This window comes from Pantoea hericii (assembly GCF_014155795.1).
In the GTDB taxonomy this organism is placed as follows: Bacteria; Pseudomonadota; Gammaproteobacteria; order Enterobacterales; family Enterobacteriaceae; genus Pantoea; species Pantoea eucalypti.
In genome coordinates, this window is record NZ_SCKV01000004.1 from 344,111 (window position 1) to 365,657 (window position 21,547).

General features: G+C 55.9%; 21 protein-coding genes. 7 read left to right on the top strand and 14 right to left on the bottom strand.

What is annotated here, in order from left to right; genetic code table 11:
* Window positions 1-5: 5 nt before the first annotated feature.
* On the top strand, window positions 6-1,871 hold the full coding sequence (gene dxs, locus H7K52_RS11240) for a 1-deoxy-D-xylulose-5-phosphate synthase (protein ID WP_008924885.1): 1,866 nt from the start codon (window positions 6-8) through the stop codon (window positions 1,869-1,871).
* Between the two features lie 81 nt (window positions 1,872-1,952).
* Entirely contained in the window at window positions 1,953-2,927 is a 975-nt protein-coding gene (locus tag H7K52_RS11245) for an aldo/keto reductase (protein WP_182630051.1), read from the top strand.
* A gap of 56 nt (window positions 2,928-2,983) precedes the next feature.
* Here the strand turns inward: H7K52_RS11245 and pgpA are convergent, their stop codons facing one another.
* From pgpA to nrdR, 6 genes are all read right to left on the bottom strand, one after another.
* Entirely contained in the window at window positions 2,984-3,478 is a 495-nt protein-coding gene (pgpA, locus tag H7K52_RS11250; RefSeq protein WP_003852520.1) for a phosphatidylglycerophosphatase A, read from the bottom strand.
* Entirely contained in the window at window positions 3,468-4,445 is a 978-nt protein-coding gene (thiL, locus tag H7K52_RS11255) for a thiamine-phosphate kinase (RefSeq protein WP_140916014.1), read from the bottom strand. The genes pgpA and thiL overlap by 11 nt, the downstream gene beginning before the upstream one ends.
* A gap of 55 nt (window positions 4,446-4,500) precedes the next feature.
* A complete protein-coding gene (gene nusB, locus H7K52_RS11260; RefSeq protein WP_003852517.1) occupies window positions 4,501-4,920 on the bottom strand; it encodes a transcription antitermination factor NusB in 420 nt (139 codons plus the stop codon).
* 19 nt (window positions 4,921-4,939) lie between these two features.
* Complete coding sequence (gene ribH, locus H7K52_RS11265) at window positions 4,940-5,410, bottom strand: 6,7-dimethyl-8-ribityllumazine synthase (protein ID WP_003852516.1); 471 nt, start codon at window positions 5,408-5,410, stop codon at window positions 4,940-4,942.
* Window positions 5,411-5,500: 90 nt separating this feature from the next.
* Complete coding sequence (gene ribD / locus H7K52_RS11270) at window positions 5,501-6,601, bottom strand: bifunctional diaminohydroxyphosphoribosylaminopyrimidine deaminase/5-amino-6-(5-phosphoribosylamino)uracil reductase RibD (protein WP_078804154.1); 1,101 nt, start codon at window positions 6,599-6,601, stop codon at window positions 5,501-5,503.
* A gap of 3 nt (window positions 6,602-6,604) precedes the next feature.
* Window positions 6,605-7,054: a transcriptional regulator NrdR gene (gene nrdR / locus H7K52_RS11275; protein ID WP_003852514.1), complete on the bottom strand. Its 450-nt coding sequence runs from the start codon at window positions 7,052-7,054 to the stop codon at window positions 6,605-6,607.
* Between the two features lie 186 nt (window positions 7,055-7,240).
* On the opposite strand from nrdR, the gene lysM reads away from it, so the two are divergent.
* Both lysM and H7K52_RS11285 read left to right on the top strand, forming a co-directional pair.
* Window positions 7,241-7,678, top strand: coding sequence for a peptidoglycan-binding protein LysM (gene lysM / locus H7K52_RS11280; protein WP_003852513.1), 438 nt, complete (start codon window positions 7,241-7,243; stop codon window positions 7,676-7,678).
* 16 nt (window positions 7,679-7,694) lie between these two features.
* A complete protein-coding gene (locus tag H7K52_RS11285) occupies window positions 7,695-8,273 on the top strand; it encodes a SadB/YajI family lipoprotein (RefSeq protein WP_078804153.1) in 579 nt (192 codons plus the stop codon).
* A gap of 59 nt (window positions 8,274-8,332) precedes the next feature.
* On the opposite strand, the gene secF is transcribed toward H7K52_RS11285, so the two are convergent.
* From secF to queA, 5 genes are all read right to left on the bottom strand, one after another.
* Window positions 8,333-9,301, bottom strand: a complete 969-nt coding sequence (secF, locus tag H7K52_RS11290; protein ID WP_003852511.1) for a protein translocase subunit SecF — start codon at window positions 9,299-9,301, stop codon at window positions 8,333-8,335.
* Between the two features lie 10 nt (window positions 9,302-9,311).
* Window positions 9,312-11,159, bottom strand: coding sequence for a protein translocase subunit SecD (gene secD / locus H7K52_RS11295; RefSeq protein WP_071778534.1), 1,848 nt, complete (start codon window positions 11,157-11,159; stop codon window positions 9,312-9,314).
* A gap of 25 nt (window positions 11,160-11,184) precedes the next feature.
* On the bottom strand, window positions 11,185-11,517 hold the full coding sequence (yajC, locus tag H7K52_RS11300) for a preprotein translocase subunit YajC (RefSeq protein ID WP_003852509.1): 333 nt from the start codon (window positions 11,515-11,517) through the stop codon (window positions 11,185-11,187).
* Window positions 11,517-12,665 carry a tRNA guanosine(34) transglycosylase Tgt gene (tgt, locus tag H7K52_RS11305; protein WP_003852508.1) on the bottom strand — a complete coding sequence of 383 codons (1,149 nt, stop codon included), beginning with the start codon at window positions 12,663-12,665 and terminating at the stop codon, window positions 11,517-11,519. Before tgt ends, yajC begins: the two co-directional genes overlap by 1 nt.
* A gap of 77 nt (window positions 12,666-12,742) precedes the next feature.
* A complete protein-coding gene (queA, locus tag H7K52_RS11310; RefSeq protein ID WP_078804152.1) occupies window positions 12,743-13,813 on the bottom strand; it encodes a tRNA preQ1(34) S-adenosylmethionine ribosyltransferase-isomerase QueA in 1,071 nt (356 codons plus the stop codon).
* A gap of 103 nt (window positions 13,814-13,916) precedes the next feature.
* Between queA and H7K52_RS11315 the strand changes: the two genes are divergently transcribed.
* From H7K52_RS11315 to H7K52_RS11325, 3 genes are all read left to right on the top strand, one after another.
* Window positions 13,917-14,498 carry an ACP phosphodiesterase gene (locus H7K52_RS11315; protein WP_105099440.1) on the top strand — a complete coding sequence of 194 codons (582 nt, stop codon included), beginning with the start codon at window positions 13,917-13,919 and terminating at the stop codon, window positions 14,496-14,498.
* 207 nt (window positions 14,499-14,705) lie between these two features.
* Window positions 14,706-15,518: an inositol monophosphatase family protein gene (locus H7K52_RS11320; RefSeq protein ID WP_003852505.1), complete on the top strand. Its 813-nt coding sequence runs from the start codon at window positions 14,706-14,708 to the stop codon at window positions 15,516-15,518.
* Window positions 15,519-16,775 (top strand): histidine-type phosphatase, encoded by a 1,257-nt coding sequence (locus H7K52_RS11325; protein ID WP_182630052.1) that lies wholly within the window; start codon window positions 15,519-15,521, stop codon window positions 16,773-16,775. It begins immediately after the preceding gene.
* Between the two features lie 513 nt (window positions 16,776-17,288).
* Here the strand turns inward: H7K52_RS11325 and proY are convergent.
* The 3 genes from proY to H7K52_RS11340 form a co-directional block, all read right to left on the bottom strand.
* Window positions 17,289-18,641, bottom strand: coding sequence for a proline-specific permease ProY (gene proY, locus H7K52_RS11330; RefSeq protein WP_003852502.1), 1,353 nt, complete (start codon window positions 18,639-18,641; stop codon window positions 17,289-17,291).
* 70 nt (window positions 18,642-18,711) lie between these two features.
* Window positions 18,712-20,031: a branched-chain amino acid transporter carrier protein BrnQ gene (gene brnQ, locus H7K52_RS11335; RefSeq protein ID WP_008924876.1), complete on the bottom strand. Its 1,320-nt coding sequence runs from the start codon at window positions 20,029-20,031 to the stop codon at window positions 18,712-18,714.
* 391 nt (window positions 20,032-20,422) lie between these two features.
* On the bottom strand, window positions 20,423-21,529 hold the full coding sequence (locus tag H7K52_RS11340) for a cobalamin-independent methionine synthase II family protein (protein ID WP_182630053.1): 1,107 nt from the start codon (window positions 21,527-21,529) through the stop codon (window positions 20,423-20,425).
* Between the last annotated feature and the right edge of the window lie 18 nt (window positions 21,530-21,547).

A 21,547-nucleotide genomic window follows, 5' to 3' on the forward strand; every position in this document is an offset into this window, starting at 1 on the left:
CTCTGATGAGTTTTGATATTGCTAAATACCCGACACTGGCGCTGGCAAACACGGTTCAGGAGCTGCGCGCCCTGCCCAAAGAGAAGTTGCCTGCGCTGTGTGATGAACTGCGTCAGTATCTGTTAGACAGTGTAAGCCGCTCCAGCGGCCATTTTGCGTCAGGTCTGGGCGTAGTCGAACTGACGGTCGCGCTGCATTATGTCTATAACACCCCCTTTGACCATCTGGTGTGGGATGTGGGTCATCAGGCTTATCCGCATAAAATTCTGACCGGGCGCCGCGATCGCATCGGCACCATTCGTCAGAAAAATGGCGTGCACCCGTTTCCGTGGCGCGGTGAAAGTGAATATGACGTCTTAAGCGTTGGACACTCATCGACCTCGATCAGTGCCGGTCTCGGCATGGCCGCGGCGGCTGAACGTGAAGGCCAGGGCCGTCGCACCGCCTGTATTATCGGCGATGGCGCCATCACCGCGGGCATGGCGTTTGAAGCGATGAACCATGCCGGTGATATCAAGCCGGATATGCTAGTCATCCTCAACGACAACGAGATGTCGATCTCTGAAAACGTCGGTGCGCTGAATAACCGCCTGGCGCAAATCCTGTCAGGTAAAACCTACGCACGACTGCGCGAAGGCAGCAAGCGTGTGCTGACCAGCCTGCCGCCGATTAAAGAGCTGGTAAGACGCACCGAAGAACACCTCAAAGGCATGGTCGTGCCGGGTACGCTGTTTGAAGAGCTGGGCTTTAACTACATCGGCCCGGTTGACGGCCATGATGTGCTGACGCTGGTCAATACGCTGAGCAACATGCGCAGCCTGAAAGGGCCGCAGTTCCTGCATATCATGACGAAGAAAGGCAAAGGCTACGCGCCGGCAGAGGAAGATCCGATTGCCTGGCACGCCGTGCCTAAATTTGACCCGGCGATTGGCGAACTGCCAAAAAGTGCGGAAGGTCTGCCGAGCTACTCCAAAATCTTTGGTAACTGGCTGTGCGAAATGGCTGCCGATGATCCGAAGCTGATGGCGATTACCCCGGCGATGCGTGAAGGCTCCGGCATGGTGGCCTTCTCCCGTGAGTTCCCGAAACAGTATTTTGATGTGGCAATCGCCGAGCAGCATGCGGTGACCTTCGCAGCGGGTATGGCGATTGGCGGCTACAAACCGATTGTTGCCATCTACTCGACGTTCCTGCAGCGTGCCTATGATCAGCTGATTCACGACGTCGCCATCCAGAAACTGCCGGTCCTGTTTGCCATTGATCGCGGTGGTATTGTGGGTGCGGACGGTCAGACTCACCAGGGCGCGTTTGATCTCGCCTATCTGCGCTGTGTGCCGGATATGGTGATCATGACCCCAAGCGATGAGAATGAGTGTCGGCAGATGCTCTACACCGGCTATCACTATCAGGCTGGCCCAAGTGCAGTGCGCTATCCGCGCGGCACCGGTGTCGGTACACCGCTGGCACCCCTGCAGAGCCTGCCGCTGGGTAAAGCGGTCGTGAAACGCCAGGGTGAAAAGCTGGCAATTCTGAACTTCGGCACTCTGTTGCCAGAAGCCGCCGCCACAGCGGAAGCACTGAATGCGACCCTGGTCGATATGCGCTTTGTAAAGCCGCTGGATGAAGCGCTGATTGCTGAGCTCGCTGCCACGCACGACTCACTGATTACGCTGGAAGAAGGCGCAATCAAAGGCGGTGCAGGCAGTGGCGTGAATGAATTTATCATGGCGAAACGTCTGGCTGTTCCGGTGCTGAACATCGGTCTGCCGGATGAATTTATCCCGCAGGGTACGCAGGATGAAGTACGTCATGACTATCTGCTTGACGCGGAAGGCATTCAGCAACAGATCGCCCGCTGGCTGGCGCAGTAACCTCCCTTCTCTGCGCTCCCCCTCAGGGAGCGCAACATCCTGCTATGCTGTAACCTTTGCACTTTCGCAGGAGCCTTCACCATGAATACGATTCAACTCGGTAGCACCGATCTGCAGGTGTCTCGTCTCTGTCTCGGTTGTATGACCTATGGCGAGCCAACGCGTGGCAACCACGCCTGGACGCTGCCAGAAGCGAGCAGCCGTCCGCTAATCCAGCAGGCACTGGATGCAGGTATCAACTTCTTCGATACGGCTAACAGCTACTCTGATGGCAGCAGCGAAGAGATCCTGGGCCGGGCGCTGAAGGATTTCGCCCGCCGCGAAGAGGTTGTTGTCGCCACCAAAGTCTATTTCCCCCTGACTAATCTTTCACAGGGCCTGTCGCGCAAGAATATCCTGCAATCCATTGATGACAGCCTGCAGCGCCTCGGCATGGAGTATGTCGATCTGCTGCAGATTCACCGCTGGGACTACAACACCTCGCTGGAGGAGACGCTGGAAGCGCTGCATGACGTCGTGCAGTCTGGCAAAGCCCGCTACATCGGTGCCTCGTCGATGCACGCCAGCCAGTTTGCTCAGGCGTTGCAGATGCAGTCTGAACAGGGCTGGCACCGCTTTGTCAGCATGCAGGATCAGTACAACCTGATTCAGCGCGAAGAGGAACGGGAAATGCATCCTCTCTGCCTGAAGGAGCAGATCGCCGTGCTGCCCTGGAGTCCGCTGGCGCGCGGCAAGCTGACCCGCCCGTGGGGTGAAAACACCGCGCGCTCTGCCTCTGACCAGGTAATGGCAAAGCTTTATGACAACACCGAAGAGAACGATGCCGCGATTGCAGAACGACTGGCGCTGGTGGCGGAAGGTAAAGGCGTAACGCGGGCGCAGGTGGCCCTGGCCTGGCTGCTGAGCAAACCTGCCGTCACGGCACCGATTATTGGCGCGTCCCGTGCTGAGCAGTTTGACGATCTGGTGAAGGCGGTGGATGTCACGCTGAGTGACGAGGAAATTACCCTGCTGGAAGAGCTCTATCAGCCACATCAGGCGGTAGGATTCGAGTAAACCTGACGTGACGCCCTTCCCGGGCGTCACCTCTTATCAGGCGTTTAGCATGGCGGTTAAGCCGCCAGCCAGACCCCGATTCCATAGAGCATGGCAGCGGAAATCACGCCAGCAATAATGTCATCAACCATAATGCCCATGCCGCCATGCACATTGCGGTCAAACCAGCGAATCGGCCATGGCTTCCACATATCAAGAATACGGAACAGCACAAAGCCCCCCAGCACCCATTGCCAGCTGTTGACCGGAATCGCCATCAGCGTAATCCACATGCCGATAAACTCATCCCAGACAATACTGCCGTGATCGTGTACGCCCATATCTTTGGCGGTGCGATGGCAGAGATAAACGCCGACGCAGATACCCACCAGCACCACCAGCGAATAGAGATCCTGCGGCAGGAAAGTCATCAGCCACCAGAATGGGATGGCCGCCAGCGATCCCATGGTGCCCGGCACAACCGGGCTTAATCCGCTGCCGAAACCGGTCGCCAGCAAATGCCAGGGATTGCTCATCCGCAGGCGACGTTTGGCCACGTCGTTATTTAGCATCAAAGTGATCAAACCCTTTGTGACGGAAGGTGGCGGGCTTGCCATTATCCAGCAGCGTCAAGCCTTCCGACTCCGGTGCTATTTGTCCGATGCAGGTATAAGGCACGCCCAGATGCCCCAGCGCCACATCCAGCGCGCCGCGATTAACCTCTGGCACAGTGAAGCAGAGTTCATAGTCTTCGCCGCCACTCAGCGCCCAGCGCAGTACCTGCTCAGGCTCGAAGTGGTCGCGCAGGGCCGCCGACAGCGGCAACGCATCCAGGTTAAGCCGCGCGCCGCAGCCGCTGGCTTTCAGCACATGGCCGAGATCGGAAATCAGACCGTCGGAAATATCCACCGCAGAGGAAGCCAGCGAACGCAGTGCCTGACCCTGCAGAATGCGCGGCATCGGACGCAGATGACGTTTAATCAGCGCTTCATGCACTGCCGGATCGCTGATGCGACAGTGATGCTGCAGCAACGCCAGACCCGCCGCGCTGTCACCCAGCGTACCGGTCACGAAGATCCAGTCGCCCGGCTTCGCGCCGGATCGTTTCAGGGCGCGGCCCTGCGGCAACAGACCGTGAATCGCCAGCGTCAGACTCAGCGGGCCACGTGTAGTGTCGCCACCCACCAGCTGCATATCGTAATATTCCAGCAGTTCAAACAGGCTTTCACTAAAGGCCGAGAGCCAGCTTTCATCGACCTGCGGCAACGTTAAGGCCAGCGTCAGCCAGGCGGGATCGGCGCCCATAGCAGCAAGGTCGCTGAGATTCACAGCCAGGGCTTTGTAACCCAGATCGGCAGGATGAATATCCCGTAAGAAGTGCACACCCGCGACCAGGGTATCGGTGCTGATCGCCAGCGTCTGTTTTTCCGGCACGCTAAGTAACGCACAATCGTCACCGATGCCGAGTTCGACATCACGGCGGCTGCGTGTTCTGCGGTTGAAGTAGCGTGCGATGAGTTCAAATTCACCACAAGACATAATTGCGTTCCGCTTAACCCTTAATGAAAAAAGGCCGGCAAGCCGGCCTTTTTGTTTATTTGCGAGTGGGTCGAATTTGTGGACCGGCTTTATCCAGCACGCCGTTAACAAATTTATGACTGTCTTCGGCACCGAAGACTTTCGCCAGCTCAATCCCTTCGTTGATGGCCACTTTATAAGGCACATCGTTACGTTTGCTCAGCTCATACAGCGAGATGCGCAGGATAGCTTTTTCTACCTGGCCCAGCTCTTCGAGCTGACGCGACAGATAGGGCTTCATCAGTCCATCCAGATACGCACTGTTGGTCGCCACACCGGACAGCAGTTCGCGGAAGTAGGTAATGTCGACGTCTTTGACGTCCTGTTCCGCCAGAAACTGGTATTCCACATCGGCAATGTCGTTATTCGACAACTGCCAGGAGTAAAGCGCCTGAACAGCGCACTCACGGGCGCGACGACGAGCAGCAGGTTTCACAAAATTCCCCTTACAAAAATCAGGCTTTAATGGCTTTCAATACGTTGATCATTTCGAGCGCAGTCAGAGCCGCTTCAGCACCTTTGTTACCCGCTTTGGTGCCGGCACGCTCAATGGCCTGCTCGATGCTTTCAGTGGTCAGCACGCCAAACGCGACAGGAATCTCGCTGTTCATGGCAACGCTGGCGATACCGGAGCTGGCTTCACCCGCCACATATTCGAAGTGGGCAGTGCCTCCACGAATGACGGTGCCGAGTGCGATAATCGCATCATATTTGCCGGAGTTAGCCAGCGCACGGGCTGCCAGAGGCAGTTCGTAGGCACCTGGCACCCAGACTACGGTGATATTGTCATCTTTGACCTGGCCGATACGTTTCAGGGCATCAACTGCGCCATCCAGCAGGCTGTCATTAATGAAGTTGTTAAAACGCGCAATAACGATGGCAACATTGGCCTCAGGCGTTGCAACAGCAGCTTCGATAACTTTCATACTTATCCTTTCAGGGGTTTGGTTAGCCCCGCGCAGGGGGGCGGATTCTATCATACTCTTGGGCGGCGTGCTCTCGCTTTTCCGACCGTGTTATTGGGGTGTCAGGGTCAGGCGTAAATCGTCACCGACCTGCCGGACGTCGCTGAAACGGAAGGCAGGCGCGTCAGCGAGCGAGCTGAGCCCCGGCAGCTGACACAGGCCACGTCCTTCATGACCCAACAGCTTAGGTGCCAGATAAACAATCAGTTCATCGACCAGCCCGGCCTGCAACAGCGCCCCGGCCAGTGAGGCACCCGCTTCAACCCAGACGCTGTTAATCTGTTTCTGTCCCAGCAGCATCATCATCGCCACCAGATCCAGCTGCTGTTCGCGCAGCGGCACGGCAATCTGCGTCACCTCAGCGGGCCAGTGCTGTTGATCCGGCTGATGACGCATCAGCCAGGTTTCGCCCGGCTGAGAAATGAGCCGATGTTGCGGCGTGACGCGATTCTGACTGTCAACAATCACCCGCACCGGCTGACGCAGTTGCTGTTCATCAAGCAGTGACTGGCTCTCCGGATCAAGTTCAGACCAGCGCACCGTCAGCGAGGGATCGTCCGCCAGCACCGTAGCGCTGCTGCTGAGGATTGCGGCGCTTTGCGCACGCAGACGCTGGACATCCCGGCGGGCCGCAGCCGACGTTATCCACTGGCTTTCACCGCTGGCCATTGCCGTGCGGCCATCCAGTGACGCGCCCAGCTTGAGCTGAATCCAGGGAAAGCCGGTGCGCATCCGCTTGAGGAAGCCGCGATTCAGCGCTTCCGCTTCCGGCATCATCAGGCCGTGGCTGACCGCAATGCCTGACTGATGCAGACGGTGCAGCCCGCGTCCTGCGACCTGCGGATTGGGGTCCTGCATCGCAGCCACAACACGGCTAATGCCAGCAGCAATCAGCGCATCACAACAGGGCGGTGTGCGACCATGATGGCTGCAGGGCTCCAGCGTGACATAGGCGGTTGCACCACGGGCTTTTTCGCCCGCCATGCGCAGGGCGTGAACTTCGGCATGCGGTTCACCGGCACGCTGATGCCAGCCCTCGCCTGCTACTTCGCCATCGCGCACAATCACGCAGCCGACATTGGGGTTCGGCATGGTCGTAAAACGACCGCGTCGCGCCAGTTCCAGCGCGCGCGCCATGTAAAGTTCATCCATGGTTTAATCCTGTAACCGGGCGATCTCTTCGCCAAAATCACGAATATCTTCAAAGCTGCGGTAAACTGAGGCGAAGCGAATATAGGCCACTTTATCGAGCTTCTTCAGCTCATCCATCACCAGATTGCCAATCAGTTTACTGGGGATCTCACGTTCGCCAGTCGCACGCAACTGCGTTTTAATATGGTTCACAGCGCTTTCAACCGCATCGGCACTCACCGGACGTTTCTCAAGCGCTTTCATCATCCCGCTGGCCATTTTGTCTTCATTAAAAGGCTCGCGCACATCATTGCTCTTCACCACGCGTGGCATCACCAGTTCCGCCACCTCAAAGGTGGTGAAGCGTTCATGACACACCAGGCACTGGCGGCGGCGACGCACCGAAGAGCCTTCACTAACCAGACGAGAATCAATCACTTTGGTGTCCACAGCGGAGCAGAATGGGCAATGCATGACGTTTCCTGACGCGAGAGTGATGGGTCTGACAGTGTAGCGCGAACTGCGAATCAACAAAATCTCTTCCGTGCCTTTACCGGGCTTCTCATCGCAGGATAAACGCGGCTAAATTTCGTCTGCGGCAAAAGGGACTACGCTTTAAGAGCTGCAAGTAAAATTTTCCACTAACACTCTGGAGGTTGTATGGGTCTGTTTAACTTTGTGAAAGAAGCCGGAGAAAAACTCTGGGACGCGGTAAACGGCGGAGATGACCAGAATAAAAAGCTGCAGGATCACATTAACAAGCTCGGCTTGCCTGACAGCGACAAGGTCGACGTCAAGGTCAATGGCGACACCGTGACCGTGACCGGTGATGGCCTGTCCCAGGAGCTGAAAGAAAAGATTCTGATTGCTGCAGGTAACGTTGCAGGCATTACGAAAGTTGAAGACAAGGTGACCGTGACAGATACCGCAGTCGAGTCAGAGCTGTACACCGTGAAAAAAGGCGATACGCTGAGCGCGATTTCCAAACAGGTTTACGGCAACGCTAACGAATATAACAAGATTTTCGAAGCGAATAAGCCAATGCTCTCGCATCCTGATAAGATCTATCCTGGCCAGGTTTTACGTATTCCAAAATAACGGACAAGGATAACTTATGAGCAGGATGGTTTGGATTCCGGTGGCGCTCTCTCTGGTAACGCTGAGCGGCTGCAGCACCACGGCAGGCAATCCGCAGGTCAGAGAGCTGCATCAGGAAGTGAGTCAGCTAAATCAGCAGATGCAGCACCTGACCACGCAGGCCAGTGCACTGGAAATCCAGGGACAGCTTAACAGTCAGTTGCAACAAGGCGCATGGCTGGTGCCGCAGGCGAAAACGCCAGTGGCTCTGCAAACCCAGCTCGGCACACTGCGACTGACGCTGTCGCCTGTGACCGCTGAAGCCAGCGGCTCGCGGGCAACCCTGACTGTGCGTTCAATGGACGACCGCCCTCTGCCCGCCCTGCATGCGACGGTGATCTGGGGTGAGCTCGACCCGGCGACCGGTAAACCTCTGAACAGCGACAGTCTGAGCCAGACCGTCACGGTGCCGGCCTCGTTGCTGCCCCAGCATTCGACCAGCATCCCGCTGCGGCTCAGTGGCCTGACACCGGAGCAATTGGGTTATGTCCGCGTGCATAACGTAACCGGGGATACGCCGACTCAGACTTCCCCTGCCGCACCCGCTAGCCCATAGCCGCGGTGCAAAAAAAACGGGCAGCCTGTTGGCTGCCCGTTTTTATTTCTGACGCGTGATTAAGGCAGGATAGAAGGCTGATCGGCGCCCTCTTTCTCGACTTTCTGCACCATCATATGTTCACGCTTCATGCCCAGCTTCAGCGCCAGCGCCGAAGAGACATAAATGGATGAAATCGTACCAATCGTCACACCAATCAGCATGGTCAGTGAGAAGCCTTTCAGCAACGCACCACCAAACACGAACAGGATGAGGATCATCGCCAGCGTCGTCAGCGAGGTAATCAGGGTACGGCTTAACGTCTGTGTCAGTGACACGTTCGTAATATCGTAAGAGCTGCCGCGACGAATCTTACGGAAGTTTTCACGAATACGGTCAGAGACCACAATTTTATCGTTAAGCGAGTAGCCAATCACCGACATCAGCGAGGCAACAATTGTCAGGTCGATTTCAATGCGGAACAGCGCCAGCAGGCCGCAGGTGATGATCACGTCATGCGCCAGCGCCAGCACGGTACCCAGCGCCAGACGCCACTCAAAGCGGAAACCGATATAGATCAGAATCGCAATCAGTGCAGACAGCAGCGCCATCGCACCCGCCTGCGCCAGGTCGCTACCCACACTCGGGCCAACGAACTCAATGCGCTTAACGGTCGCGTTTTGCTGGGTAGTCTGGTTAATCACCGACACCACTTTATTGCCTAACTCAGTACCCGCCGGGCCGGTCACCGGTGCCATACGCACCATGACGTCACGGCTGCTGCCAAAGTTCTGCACCAGCGGCTCGTCAAAGCCCGCTTTCACCAGATCACCACGCAGGACTTCAAGGTCGGCCGGTTTTTCCAGCGCGATCTCAATCACCGTACCACCGGTGAAATCGAGGCCCCAGTTAAAACCACGCACACCCACGATCGCAATCGCGGCAAGAATCAGCAGTCCTGAAATGATGAAGGCCAGCTTATCCCAGCGCATAAAGTCGACGACTTTACGCCCGTGGTTTAACTGCTCAATGTTATATTCCTGTGCCACAACGCACTCCTCAGATAGACAGCTTGTTGATGCGTTTGCCACCGTAAACCAGGTTAACAATGGCACGGGTACCGATAATCGCGGTGAACATTGAGGTCGCGATACCAATTGCGGTGGTAATAGCAAAGCCTTTGATCGAACCGGTGCCGACCGCGTAAAGAATGATAACTTTGATCAGGGTGGTCACGTTCGCATCGACAATACTGGAGAAGGCGCCTTTGTAGCCCTCATGAATTGCCTGCTGAACCGAGCGCCCGTTACGCAGCTCTTCTTTAATACGTTCGTTAATCAGTACGTTAGCATCGACTGCTACCGCCAGTGTTAACACGATACCGGCAATACCCGGCATGGTCAGGGTCGCACCAGGCAGCAGGGACATGACGCCGACAATCAGCACCAGGTTAACCAGCAGCGCACTCGTCGCAATCAGACCAAACTTCTTGTAGAACACCACCATAAACAGGATCGAGGCGAGCAGACCCCACAGGCAGGCTTCCAGACCCTGAGTAATGTTTTGCTGACCCATGGTCGGCCCGATCGTACGCTCTTCCACAATCTGGATGGGCGCAATCAACGCACCGGCACGCAGCAGCAGCGACAGCTGACGCGCTTCGTTCGGGTTGTTGATACCGGTGATGCGGAAGCTGTTCCCCAGGCGAGACTGGATATTAGCGACGTTAATCACCTCTTCCTGTTTCACCAGAATTGAACGGCCGTTAGCATCTTTTTTACCGCTGTCCTTATACTCCACAAACAGGGTCGCCATCGGCTTGCCGATGTTGTCCTTGGTGAAGTTGGACATGATGTTACCGCCTGCGCTATCAAGTGAAATGTTCACCTGTGGCTGGTTGTACTCATCCATGCTGGACGTCGAGTCGGTGATGTGGTCACCGGTCAGGATCACCCGCTTGTAGAGCACGACCGGCTGGCCATCACGCATGTCTTTAACTTCTGAGTCACCCGGAACACGGCCACTGGCCGCCGCAGTAGGATCTACGCTGGTGTTCACCAGACGGAATTCCAGCGTCGCGGTTGCGCCCAGAATCTCTTTGGCACGCGCCGTATCCTGAATACCCGGCAGCTCAACTACGATGCGATCGGAGCCCTGACGCTGAACCAGCGGTTCCGCCACGCCAAGCTGGTTTACACGGTTACGCAGAATCGTAATGTTCTGCTGAACCGCATATTCACGCGCTTCGCTGAGACGGGCATCGCTCATGGTGGCACGCAGCGCATCGCTGCCGCTGCTGTTGATCACCAGATCCTGATGACGCGAGGAGAGCCAGGAGATCGCCGCATCACGACTGGCAGCGTCACGGAAACGAATTTCCACGCCGTAGTTCGCGATTTTGTTGACGGTGGTATAAGGGATATTTTTGGTGCGCAGATCGCTACGCAGCGTGTCAGCATTCTGCTCCTGCAGCTTGCTGAGCGCGGTGTCCATGTCCACTTCCATCAGGAAGTGCACACCACCACGCAGGTCGAGACCGAGTTTCATCGGCTCTGCTGACAGCATGCTCAGCCAGCGCGGCGTGGCTGGCGCAAGGTTCAGCGCGACAACGTAGTTCTCACCCAGCGCTTTCATGATGGCTTCACGGGCGCGTAACTGCACATCCGTATTGTTGAAGCGCGCGGTAATCGCACCATTTTCCAGCGCAACAGATTTGCTCTGGATATTGTCTTGTTTTAATGCGGACTGAATTTGATCCAACGTCTGCTCACTGGCGGCGCTTCCGCGCGCACCAGTGATTTGAACGGCCGGATCCTCACCATACAGGTTGGGAAGCGCATAGAGCAGGCCGACGAGAATCACGACGACCAGCATCACATACTTCCACAAAGGATAACGATTTAACACGGCAGTTCCCTTAGGGAAGAAAGAATTACAGCGCCTTGATAGTGCCTTTAGGCAGCACGGCAGCGACGAAATCACGTTTAACGACGACTTCATTGGTGTCATTCAGCGCGATAGCGACGTATCCCGTGTCAGAGACTTTCGTTACGCGGCCTACCAGGCCACCGCTGGTCAGCACTTCATCACCCTTAGAGATGGAATCCATCAGCTTCTTGTGCTCTTTCGCACGTTTCTGCTGCGGACGCAGGATCATGAAGTAGAAAATCAGACCAAACACCACCAGCATGATCACCAGAGAATACGGACTTCCCTGAGACGGTGCGCCAGCTGCAGCCACGGCGTCAGAAATGAATAAGCTCATTAAATTTCCCTCATTGATGAATTATCAGACGTTAATGGCGGAACTTCTTTGCCCGTCCGTTGGTAAAACTCAGTTACAAAGTGTTCTAATTTACCCTCTTCAATGGCCTGGCGTAAACCTGCCATCAGACGCTGGTAATAGCGCAAATTGTGGATAGTGTTCAGACGCGCGCCCAGTATTTCGTTACAACGGTCGAGATGATACAAGTAGGCGCGGCTATAATTGCGACAGGTGTAACAATCACACTCCGCATCCAGCGGCGCAGTGTCATCTTTGTATCGGGCGTTGCGGATTTTCACCACACCCTCAGTCACAAACAGGTGACCATTTCGGGCATTACGGGTAGGCATCACGCAGTCAAACATATCGACGCCGCGACGGACGCCTTCAACCAGATCTTCTGGCTTGCCGACACCCATCAGATAACGTGGTTTATCCTGCGGAAGCTGCGGACAGACGTGCTCAAGAATACGGTGCATGTCCTGCTTGGGCTCACCCACCGCCAGGCCGCCCACAGCGTACCCATCAAAGCCAATCTCTACCAGACCTTTCACCGAGACATCTCGTAAATCTTCGTAAACCGAGCCCTGGATAATGCCAAACAACGCATTTTTATTCCCCAGGCTGTCGAAACGATCACGGCTGCGTCGCGCCCAGCGCAGCGACATCTCCATGGAGCGTTTGGCATAGTCCCAGTCCGCCGGATAGGGCGTACATTCATCGAAGATCATGACGATGTCGGAACCGAGGTCATACTGAATCTCCATCGATTTTTCCGGATCGAGGAAGATCGGGTCGCCATTGATCGGGTTACGGAAGTGAACGCCCGCTTCGGTGATTTTGCGGATGTCACCCAGGCTGAAGACCTGGAAGCCGCCGGAGTCGGTCAGAATCGGCCCTTTCCACTGCATAAAATCATGCAGATCGCCATGCAGTTTCATGATCTCCTGGCCCGGACGCAGCCAGAGGTGGAAGGTATTGCCCAGAATGATCTGTGCGCCAGTCTCCTGCACTTCTTCCGGCGTCATGCCTTTCACGGTGCCATAGGTGCCGACAGGCATAAACGCAGGGGTTTCCACCACACCGCGATCAAAAATCAGACGGCCACGGCGTGCGCGCCCGTCTGTAGTATCAAGTTCAAATTTCACAAAGCCCCCATTGGAGAAACAGTCCAATGTATACAACCTTCACGCTATTAAGGCGGTTCCGGCTATCGGTTAATAAATCAGTCGCCCACTTTTTCCAGCGGCGCCTGCGGATTTTTGCTGATAAACATCGCGTCACCATAACTGAAGAAACGATATTGCTCAGCCACGGCTGCGTGATACGCCGCCATGGTGTGCTGATAACCGGCGAATGCCGAGACCAGCATAATCAGCGTCGATTCGGGCAAATGGAAGTTGGTGATCAGCGCATCGATCACCTGATACTCATAGCCCGGATAGATGAAAATCTGGGTATCGTCGAAGAACGGCGCAATCAGAGCATCCTGACTCGCTTTGGCGGCGCTCTCCAGCGAACGGACGGAGGTGGTGCCGACGGCGACCACCTTATTGCCGCGCGCTTTACAGGCCAGCACCGCGTCAACAACTTCCTGCGGCACTTCGGCATATTCTGCGTGCATGTGATGCTCTTCGATGGTCTCGACACGCACCGGCTGGAAAGTCCCCGCCCCAACATGCAGCGTCACAAACGCCATTTCAACGCCCTTCTCTTTCAGCGCCTGAAGCAGCGGTTCATCGAAATGCAGACCGGCGGTCGGGGCCGCGACGGCACCCGGACGGGCGCTGTAAACCGTCTGATAAAGCTCGCGATCCTGCTCTTCATCCGGACGGTCAATATAGGGCGGCAGCGGCATATGGCCGACGCTGTTGAGAATGTCGAGCACCGCGCGCTCATCATCAAAGACAATCTCAAATAGCGCATCGTGGCGTGCCACCATCGTCGCTTTCACGCTCTCATCTTCACCCAGAAGCAGTTCTGCGCCCGGCTTTGGTGCTTTCGAGGCGCGCACATGTGCCAGTACGCGCTTATCGTCGAGCATCCGCTCTACCAGCATTTCGATTTTGCCACCGCTGGCTTTACGGCCAAAGACGCGCGCCGGAATCACGCGGGTGTTGTTGAACACCAGCAGATCGCCTGGATTCAGCTTATCCAGCACGTCGGTGAAAACACCGTGCGACAAGGCCCCGCTGGGGCCATCGAGCGACAGCAGGCGACAGCCACTGCGCTGCGCCTGGGGATAGTGAGCAATCAGGGATTCGGGCAGTTCAAAAGCAAAATCAGCGACACGCATTGAAATGTTCTTTCTCAGGCAAAAACAGGCGGCACAGTTTAGCGGAAAAACGACCAATTCTGAACAACTGGCTGCGCTAAGGCAGTTCAGCCTATAATGCGGCATGAACTTTCTTGCGCATCTCCATCTGGCTAAGCTGGCCAACAGCTCCTTACTCGGCAATTTAATGGCCGACTTTGTGCGTGGCAACCCGCACCAGCACTGGTCTGCACCTGTTGCAGACGGCATTCTGATGCATCGTCGTCTGGATGTGATGACCGATGGGCTGCCGGAAGTGCGCAGCGCCCGTCAGCTGTTCCGTGCGGAAACGTATCGCGTGGCACCCATCACACTGGATGTCATCTGGGACCATTTTTTGGCGCGTCACTGGCAGCGTTTCACACCCGAGCAGACGCTGGTGCAGTTTTCTGCCGCCGCCGAGCGCGAAATCCTGCCGCAACTGCCAGATACCCCCACTGAATTTCAGGAACTCAATGCTGTGATGTGGCGTGAGCGCTGGTTTGAGCATTATGCCCAGCCTGCACGGCTTGAGCGGGTGCTGCACGGCATGGCCAGCCGCCGTCCACGCCTGGCGGCACTGCGCGACTCCTACCATGATTTCACCGAACATTATGATCAGCTGGAAGCGCTGTTTTTTATTTTTTATCCGCGTTTAATGGCGCTGGCGACCAGCAGAACCCTGTAAAACCCGATCCTCTGCTGCCGGGCTGGCGGATGCCAGCTTTCGTCTGAATAAAAAGCCGCTTTCCTGACTTCCCGCCATCTTGCCATTGCTGCTTATCTGCGGCTTAATGAAGCCTTTCTTAACAATAGCTAAGAAAACATTACAGCCAGACCGCCTGCTCAGGCGCACCTTCCGTTCGTTATGGCAAAAAAATCATAAGAGGAAAAGATGTCATCCGCTTCGCATTCTGAAATAGACGCGCGTTATCGTTACGCCTGCGACATTGCCCGTGCTGCGGGCAGCCGGGCTTTGTCATGGTATCAACAGCGTCAGACATTGGTAGTGGAACACAAAAGGGATTTGCAGGATGTGGTCAGCGAGGCTGATCGTAACGTTGAGGCATTAATTAAGTCGTTAATTGCCGAGCGTTTTCCTGAGGATGCCGTCTATGGCGAAGAGAGCGGTGGCGAGGTCCAGGGCGCGCCTTTTATCTGGGTCGTTGATCCGATCGATGGCACCGCCTGCTTCGTCAATGGCCTGCCTAACTGGTGCGTCTCGCTGGCAGTCGTCTGTGAGGGCGAACCGGTGATCGGCGTGGTCTGCGATCCTAACCATCAGGAGCTGTTTCATGCACGAGCGGGCCAGGGCGCGTGGGTTAATGAGAGCCGTCTGCAGGCCCATGACGCGCAGCATCTCAACGAGGGGTTACTCGGCATCAGCAACTCCAGCCGCACACCGGGTGAAAGTACCTCGCGGTTGATTCGCGGCTTAACAGAACAGGGTGGCATGTTTATTCGTATCGGTTCTGGTGCGCTTACCAGCGCCTGGGCCGCCGCCGGGCGGCTGATTGGCTACTATGAAGCGCATATGCATCCCTGGGACAGTCTGCCGGGCATCGTCCTGATGCGTGAAGCAGGCGGTGTCACCAATGATTACCTGCGTAATGACGGAATGAAAAACGGCAACCCGGTGTTGCTGTCCAATGCAGCCCTTTACCCGAAAATAAAAGCGCTGACCGGCAATCTGGCGCTGGAGGAATAAATGACGATGCCTGCCCTGTACCGCTGCGCGCTGATCCTCAGTTCTCTCTGGCTGCTAAGCCCGGCGTCACAGGCGGCGGATTACCAGCTGGAGAAAGTAGTCGAACTGAGCCGTCACGGTGTTCGTCCGCCCACGCCCGGCAATCGCAAAGAGATCGAAGCCGCCAGCCAGCAAACCTGGACGCAGTGGACCACTCCCGATGGTGAGCTGACCGGCCATGGCTACAGCGCTGTGGTGAATAAAGGACGCTGGGAAGGCGATCGCTATCGTCAGCTCGGGCTGCTGAGCACGGGCTGTCCTGACGCGGCTGAGGTCTACGTTCGCGCCAGTCCGCTTCAGCGCACCCGCGCCACCGCCGCGGCGCTGACGGACGGCGCATTTCCCGGCTGCGGCGTGCCCGTGCATCACGTAGCAGGCGATGCCGATCCCCTGTTTCAGAGCAAAAAGCTGACCATCACCCGGACCGATCCCGCTCAGGAGCTCGCCGCGAAACAGCAGAAAGCAGGCGATCTGGCCCGGCTACAACAGCAGCTGCAGCCGGCGATTCAGCAACTGAAAGCCGCCGTCTGCCCGCCCGCAACAGATTGCCCGTTGTTTGATGCGCCCTGGGCGTTTCGGCAGACGCGCAACGGCAATACTTACGTTTACGGGCTGAGTGTGATGGCGAGCATGGTGGAGACGCTGCGACTGGGTTACAGCGAAAACCTGCCGTTTGATCAGCTCGCCTGGGGACACATCACCTCGGCCGCGCAGATCACCTCGCTGCTTCCATTGCTGACGGCAAACTACGATCTGAGCAACGATATCCTTTATCTGGCTCAGCACCGTGGCTCAATACTGCTTAACGCCCTGCTGTCAGAAATTGCGTCTGACAGCTCGCCAACCCGCTGGCTGATTCTGGTGGCGCATGACACCAACATCGCAATGGTGCGCACTCTGATGGACTTTAGCTGGCAGTTACCCGGCTATTCACGCGGCAACATTCCGCCGGGCAGCAGTCTGGTGCTGGAGCGCTGGCGCGACACTCACAGTGGCAAACGTTTTTTGCGACTCTATTTTCAGGCGCAGAGTCTGGATGGTATCCGACAGCTGCAACCAATTGATGATAAACATCCGTTATTACATCAGGAATGGCATCAGTCAGACTGCAGAGTTACCCATGTCGGCGTACTCTGCCCTTATCAATCCACGCTGACTCAGCTGCGGAAAAACCTGGATAACAGCGCTGTGTTGCCGGTTTCGGTTATATTGCCCTGAGTCTGTGGCTAATGAAATTAAGGCCGCAGTCTCAATGCGGCCTTATTAATGTTAACCACGGTTAATTAACGCCACTCCGACCTATTCTTATTTAAAACGACTGACTATCAGCGCTACCCGTTTTGTTTTACGATAGTTACGTCAATCATCCCTTTATTAACTATTTTCCTGTAATCCTTGAGTATTTCGGCGACTGGTTTCGCCGTTTTTTATTTCTGCCTTTATTACCCTTCGTGCCCGATTAGCTGCACCCTCTCCTGCTCAGGCTCTCTTGTGTCCCTGTCCCCGGTTTGCATCCTCCGTGATATTCACTGCTCTTTGAAATAATCATTCCCGGAACTATTTGCTGAAATAATGTGATGCATGACCTTATTTCGCTGATACACAATAAGTGCCGAATAAAAGGAGTTCGTGTTGTGGCGGGGATCACATAAATAATCAGATGCGGGGAAAATTTGAGAGGGGAAATAGCGTGTTCTGCTCCCCCATAAATCGGGAGAGCAGAACAGAGGATTAGCGGGTTTTACGCACCAGCTTATAACCCAGCAGCAATACCACTATCCACACCATACCCACATAGAGTGAAATACGGGTATCGGGGAAATATCCAATCAGCCCGATGATAAAGCAGAGGAAGGCAACGCCGACACCCGCCGTCCAGCTGCCACCTGGCAGTGCAAACTTCAGCTTACTGGCCGCCTCTTTGCCAATTTTGCGACGGAACGCGATCTGCGACAGCAGAATCATGATCCAGACCCATACTGTTGCAAAGGTCGCCAGCGACGCGATCACCAGGAAGACTTTTTCGGGCATCAGGTAGTTGAGATAGACCGCAATCAGCATGGCAAACATCATCACGACAACCGTCACCCACGGAATTCCGCGTGAAGAGACCTTCATAAAGACTTTAGGCGCATGGCCTTGCTGCGCCATTCCGTGCAGCATGCGACCCACACCAAACACATCGCTGTTAATCGCCGAGAGTGACGCGGTCAGCACCACAAAATTGAGGATAGAGGCGGCGGCGGCGATGCCAAGATGCTGGAATGTCAGCACAAACGGGCTGCCCGACGTGCCTACCTGATTCCATGGGTAGATGGACATAATCACAAACAGCGTACCGACATAGAACACCAGAATGCGCCACGGCACTGAGTTAATCGCACGCGGAATCGACTTCTCCGGATCTTTCGCTTCACCCGCCGTAATCCCGATAATCTCAATGCCGCCGTAGGCGAACATCACCATCTGCAGCGACAGCAGCATGCCGACCACGCCGTGCGCGAAGAAGCCGCCATTGGTCCATAAATTATGGATGCCGGTCGGCTGGCCGCCGTTGCCAATCCCCCAGATGATCATGCCGAAACCGGCCAGAATCATCACAATGATGGTGGCGACTTTGAAGAAGGAGAACCAGAACTCCACTTCACCGAACACTTTCACGCTCATCAGATTGACGGCACCGATGATCAGCACCACGCTCAGCACCCAAATCCAGTGCGGCACCTCGGGGAACCAGACGCCCATATAGATGCCGAACGCGGTGACATCTGCAATCGCGACAATCAGGATCTCAAAACAGTAGGTCCAGCCGGTAATGTAACCCGCCATCGGCCCAAGATAGTCCTGCGCATAGCGTGAAAAGGAACTGGCCTGAGGATTATTAACGGACATCTCACCCAGCGCACGCATGATGATGTAAGCCACGGCCCCACCGATGATATAGGCGAGCAGCACGCTCGGGCCGGCCATTTTTATCGCGTCGGCGGAACCGTAAAACAGCCCGGTGCCAATCGCCGATCCCAGCGCCATAAAACGGATGTGGCGCGTGCTCAGTCCGCGTTTGAGCTTGTTGGTTTCTTGCATAACAACCTGTACCTGTGAAATGAAAAAACCACGGGCAGGCCCGTGGTTAAAGAAAAATCAGTGCGTTCTGTTACGAGTGAACGGCAACCTGTTCCGGCCCCTTCACCCGATCAACAACAGCGGCAATCAGCAGCATCACCAGCGACGGCGGCAACCAGGCGAGACCCTGATCGGCCAGCGGCAGATGCTGACTGAAAGCGGGCAGCAAATCTTTAAACCCGGTGGTTTTAATCGCATCAACAATGCCAAACAGCAGGCTTACCAGCATCGCTGGCGCGATAATCCGGCTGCTCTTGTTCCACCAGTTAAGGGTGAAACTCAGTACAACCAGCACGATACAAGGCGGGTAAATCGCCGTGAGTACCGGGATGGAGATCTGAATCAGGTGGCTCAGGCCGAGGTTCGACACCACCATCGAGAACAGACCCAGAATAAACACCAGCGTTTTATACGATAACGGCAGGTATTGCGCAAAAAATTCCGCACAGGCACAGGTCAGGCCAACGGCGGTCACCATGCAGGCAACAAAAATCAGTGCGGCCAGGAAGAGACTGCCCATATTGCCAAAGGTGTGCTGAACATACGCATGCAGAATCGCTGCGCCGTTGGCGTTTTGATCAACCAGCGCACCGCTGCCCGCGCCCAGCTTAAACAGGCAAAGGTAGACCAGCGTCAGGCCCAGACCCGCGATCAGGCCTGCCAGCACGGTATAGCGCGTCAGCAGCGCGGCATTGTCGACGCCACGCGAACGGGCGGCGTTGACAATCACGATGCCAAAAACCAGCGCGCCCAGCGTATCCATCGTCAGATAGCCGTTAACGAAACCGCTTGAGAACGCCGCATGCTGATAATCAACGGTCGCGGGAATGGTGCCACCCGCCGGCCACACCAGTGCAGCCACGCCCAGCACGGTCAGCGCGATAATTTTCAAGGGCGCAAGGAAGTGACCTACAGTGTCGAGCAGTTTGCCCGGATAAAGCGATACACCAATCACCAGCGCGAAGTAGATCAGGCTGTAGATAAACAGGGGCAGCGCACCATCGCCGGTCAGCGGCGCAATACCCATCTCAAATGAAACCGTTGCCGTACGCGGGGTGGCAAACAGCGGCCCAACAGCCAGATAGCACACGGTAGCCAGCACAATGCCCGCGACCTTGCCAATCGGAGTGCTGAGTGCATCCACGCCGCCGCCGACGCGAGCCAGCGCGATCACGGTCATCACCGGTAACCCGACTGCGGTAATCAGAAAACCAATTGCGGCGGTCCAGACGTGTTCACCAGACTGAATACCGACCATTGGCGGGAAAATGATGTTGCCCGCGCCAACAAACAGGGCGAATGTCATAAAGCCCAGCGCGAGAATGTCCTTCGAAGTTAAACGATGTGTCATACGGCCTGTCACTGATGTTGCGGTGGAAGTTGGGTTAGTGTTGTCCCCTCGCTGCGTGTAAACCGCGATCTGGCTGACAATGTCAGCGCATTATGCTCGTCGCAGGGTAAAGCGCAGGTGATTTAAGCTGCTTTTATTCTGTTCACAGAGGGATGGATCGACAACGGCGCTAAGTAAAACGTTTATAGCGGTGAAAGGCAATACGGGATCGGAAAACCAGAAGGTTATACCACCATTTTTCCCAAAGGCAGTGGATAGCGTTAATTTTTGCTGCAGGGACACAAGATGATGTGCCTAAATAATAGACAGAGCGTGAGAAATCCCCGCATGAACGGGGTTTCAGATACACAAAAGGCGCGTTTTACGCGCCTGTCTGCACAACGTTACAGCACTACCAGACCTGATTCGCGATATCCACCACCAAACGAATTTTCTGCCACTGCTGCGCTTCACTCAGGCTGTTGCCCTCTTCAGTTGAGGCGAAACCGCATTGCGGGCTGAGGCAAATCTGATCCAGGCTGACGTACTGCGCCGCCTCTTCCAGCCGGATTTTCACCTGCGCCGGATCTTCCAGTTCACCCACCTTAGTGGTGATTAAACCCAGCACCACCTGCTGATGACCCGGTTTAATGTAACGCAGTGGCTCAAAGCCGCCGGACCGGGCATTGTCATACTCCAGGAAGAACGCATCCACGTTGACGCTGCCGAACAGGATTTCTGCCACCGGCCCGTAGCCCCCCTCTGAGATCCAGGTGGAGCGGAAGTTCCCGCGACAGACATGCAGACCCACCGTCAGATCGGCAGGTTTATCCTCCAGCGCTTTATTCAGTACCTGAGCGTAAATCTGTGCCAGCTGATCCGGATCGTCGCCGCGTTCGCGGATATCGCGCTTCTGATCTTCAGAGCAGAGATAAGCCCAGACGGTGTCATCCAGCTGCAGATAGCGGCAGCCCGCATCATAAAAGGCCTGAATCGCCGCTTTGTAGGTCTGCGCCAGATCCTCGAAGTAGTCCGCCAGATCGGGATAGACCTCTGCATCAATCACTTTGCGGCCACCGCGGAAGTGTAAAACGCTGGGGCTGGGAATGGTCATTTTTGGCACCGCATCCCCGGCAATACTCTGCAGGAAACGGAAATGCGCCAGCATCGGATGATCCGCCGGGAAACCGAGTTTGCTCACCACTTTCACGCCATGCGCTTTGGTCTGCCCGCCATTAAACTGGATGCCCTGTTCCGCTTCATAGCGCTCAACGCCATTCAGGCCATAGAAGAAGTCGAAGTGCCACCAGCCGCGACGAAACTCGCCATCGGTGACCACCTTCAGGCCATTTTCACGTTGCTTCGCTACCACATCGCGAATCGCCTCATCTTCGACCTGCTGCAGGGCCGCCGCATCAATCTCTCCGGCAGCAAACGCTTCGCGCGCCTGCTTAATCGCAGCGGGACGCAGAAAACTGCCAACGGTGTCGGCACGGAACGGGGCGGTTTCTCTTTGCATGATCACTCCTGTCTCTCC

Excerpts from the sequence above, each read along its gene's own strand:
- lysM (WP_003852513.1), top strand. The coding sequence starts at position 7,241 with ATGGGTCTGTTTAACTTTGTGAAAGAAGCCGGAGAAAAACTCTGGGAC.
- H7K52_RS11320 (WP_003852505.1), top strand. The coding sequence starts at position 14,706 with ATGTCATCCGCTTCGCATTCTGAAATAGACGCGCGTTATCGTTACGCC.
- ribD (WP_078804154.1), bottom strand. The coding sequence starts at position 6,601 with ATGGATGAACTTTACATGGCGCGCGCGCTGGAACTGGCGCGACGCGGT.
- pgpA (WP_003852520.1), bottom strand. The coding sequence starts at position 3,478 with ATGCTAAATAACGACGTGGCCAAACGTCGCCTGCGGATGAGCAATCCC.
- ribH (WP_003852516.1), bottom strand. The coding sequence starts at position 5,410 with ATGAAAGTTATCGAAGCTGCTGTTGCAACGCCTGAGGCCAATGTTGCC.
- H7K52_RS11315 (WP_105099440.1), top strand. The coding sequence starts at position 13,917 with ATGAACTTTCTTGCGCATCTCCATCTGGCTAAGCTGGCCAACAGCTCC.
- brnQ (WP_008924876.1), bottom strand. The coding sequence starts at position 20,031 with ATGACACATCGTTTAACTTCGAAGGACATTCTCGCGCTGGGCTTTATG.
- proY (WP_003852502.1), bottom strand. The coding sequence starts at position 18,641 with ATGCAAGAAACCAACAAGCTCAAACGCGGACTGAGCACGCGCCACATC.
- thiL (WP_140916014.1), bottom strand. The coding sequence starts at position 4,445 with ATGTCTTGTGGTGAATTTGAACTCATCGCACGCTACTTCAACCGCAGA.
- H7K52_RS11340 (WP_182630053.1), bottom strand. The coding sequence starts at position 21,529 with ATGCAAAGAGAAACCGCCCCGTTCCGTGCCGACACCGTTGGCAGTTTT.
- queA (WP_078804152.1), bottom strand. The coding sequence starts at position 13,813 with ATGCGTGTCGCTGATTTTGCTTTTGAACTGCCCGAATCCCTGATTGCT.
- nrdR (WP_003852514.1), bottom strand. The coding sequence starts at position 7,054 with ATGCATTGCCCATTCTGCTCCGCTGTGGACACCAAAGTGATTGATTCT.
- yajC (WP_003852509.1), bottom strand. The coding sequence starts at position 11,517 with ATGAGCTTATTCATTTCTGACGCCGTGGCTGCAGCTGGCGCACCGTCT.
- H7K52_RS11325 (WP_182630052.1), top strand. The coding sequence starts at position 15,519 with ATGACGATGCCTGCCCTGTACCGCTGCGCGCTGATCCTCAGTTCTCTC.
- dxs (WP_008924885.1), top strand. The coding sequence starts at position 6 with ATGAGTTTTGATATTGCTAAATACCCGACACTGGCGCTGGCAAACACG.
- H7K52_RS11245 (WP_182630051.1), top strand. The coding sequence starts at position 1,953 with ATGAATACGATTCAACTCGGTAGCACCGATCTGCAGGTGTCTCGTCTC.
- H7K52_RS11285 (WP_078804153.1), top strand. The coding sequence starts at position 7,695 with ATGAGCAGGATGGTTTGGATTCCGGTGGCGCTCTCTCTGGTAACGCTG.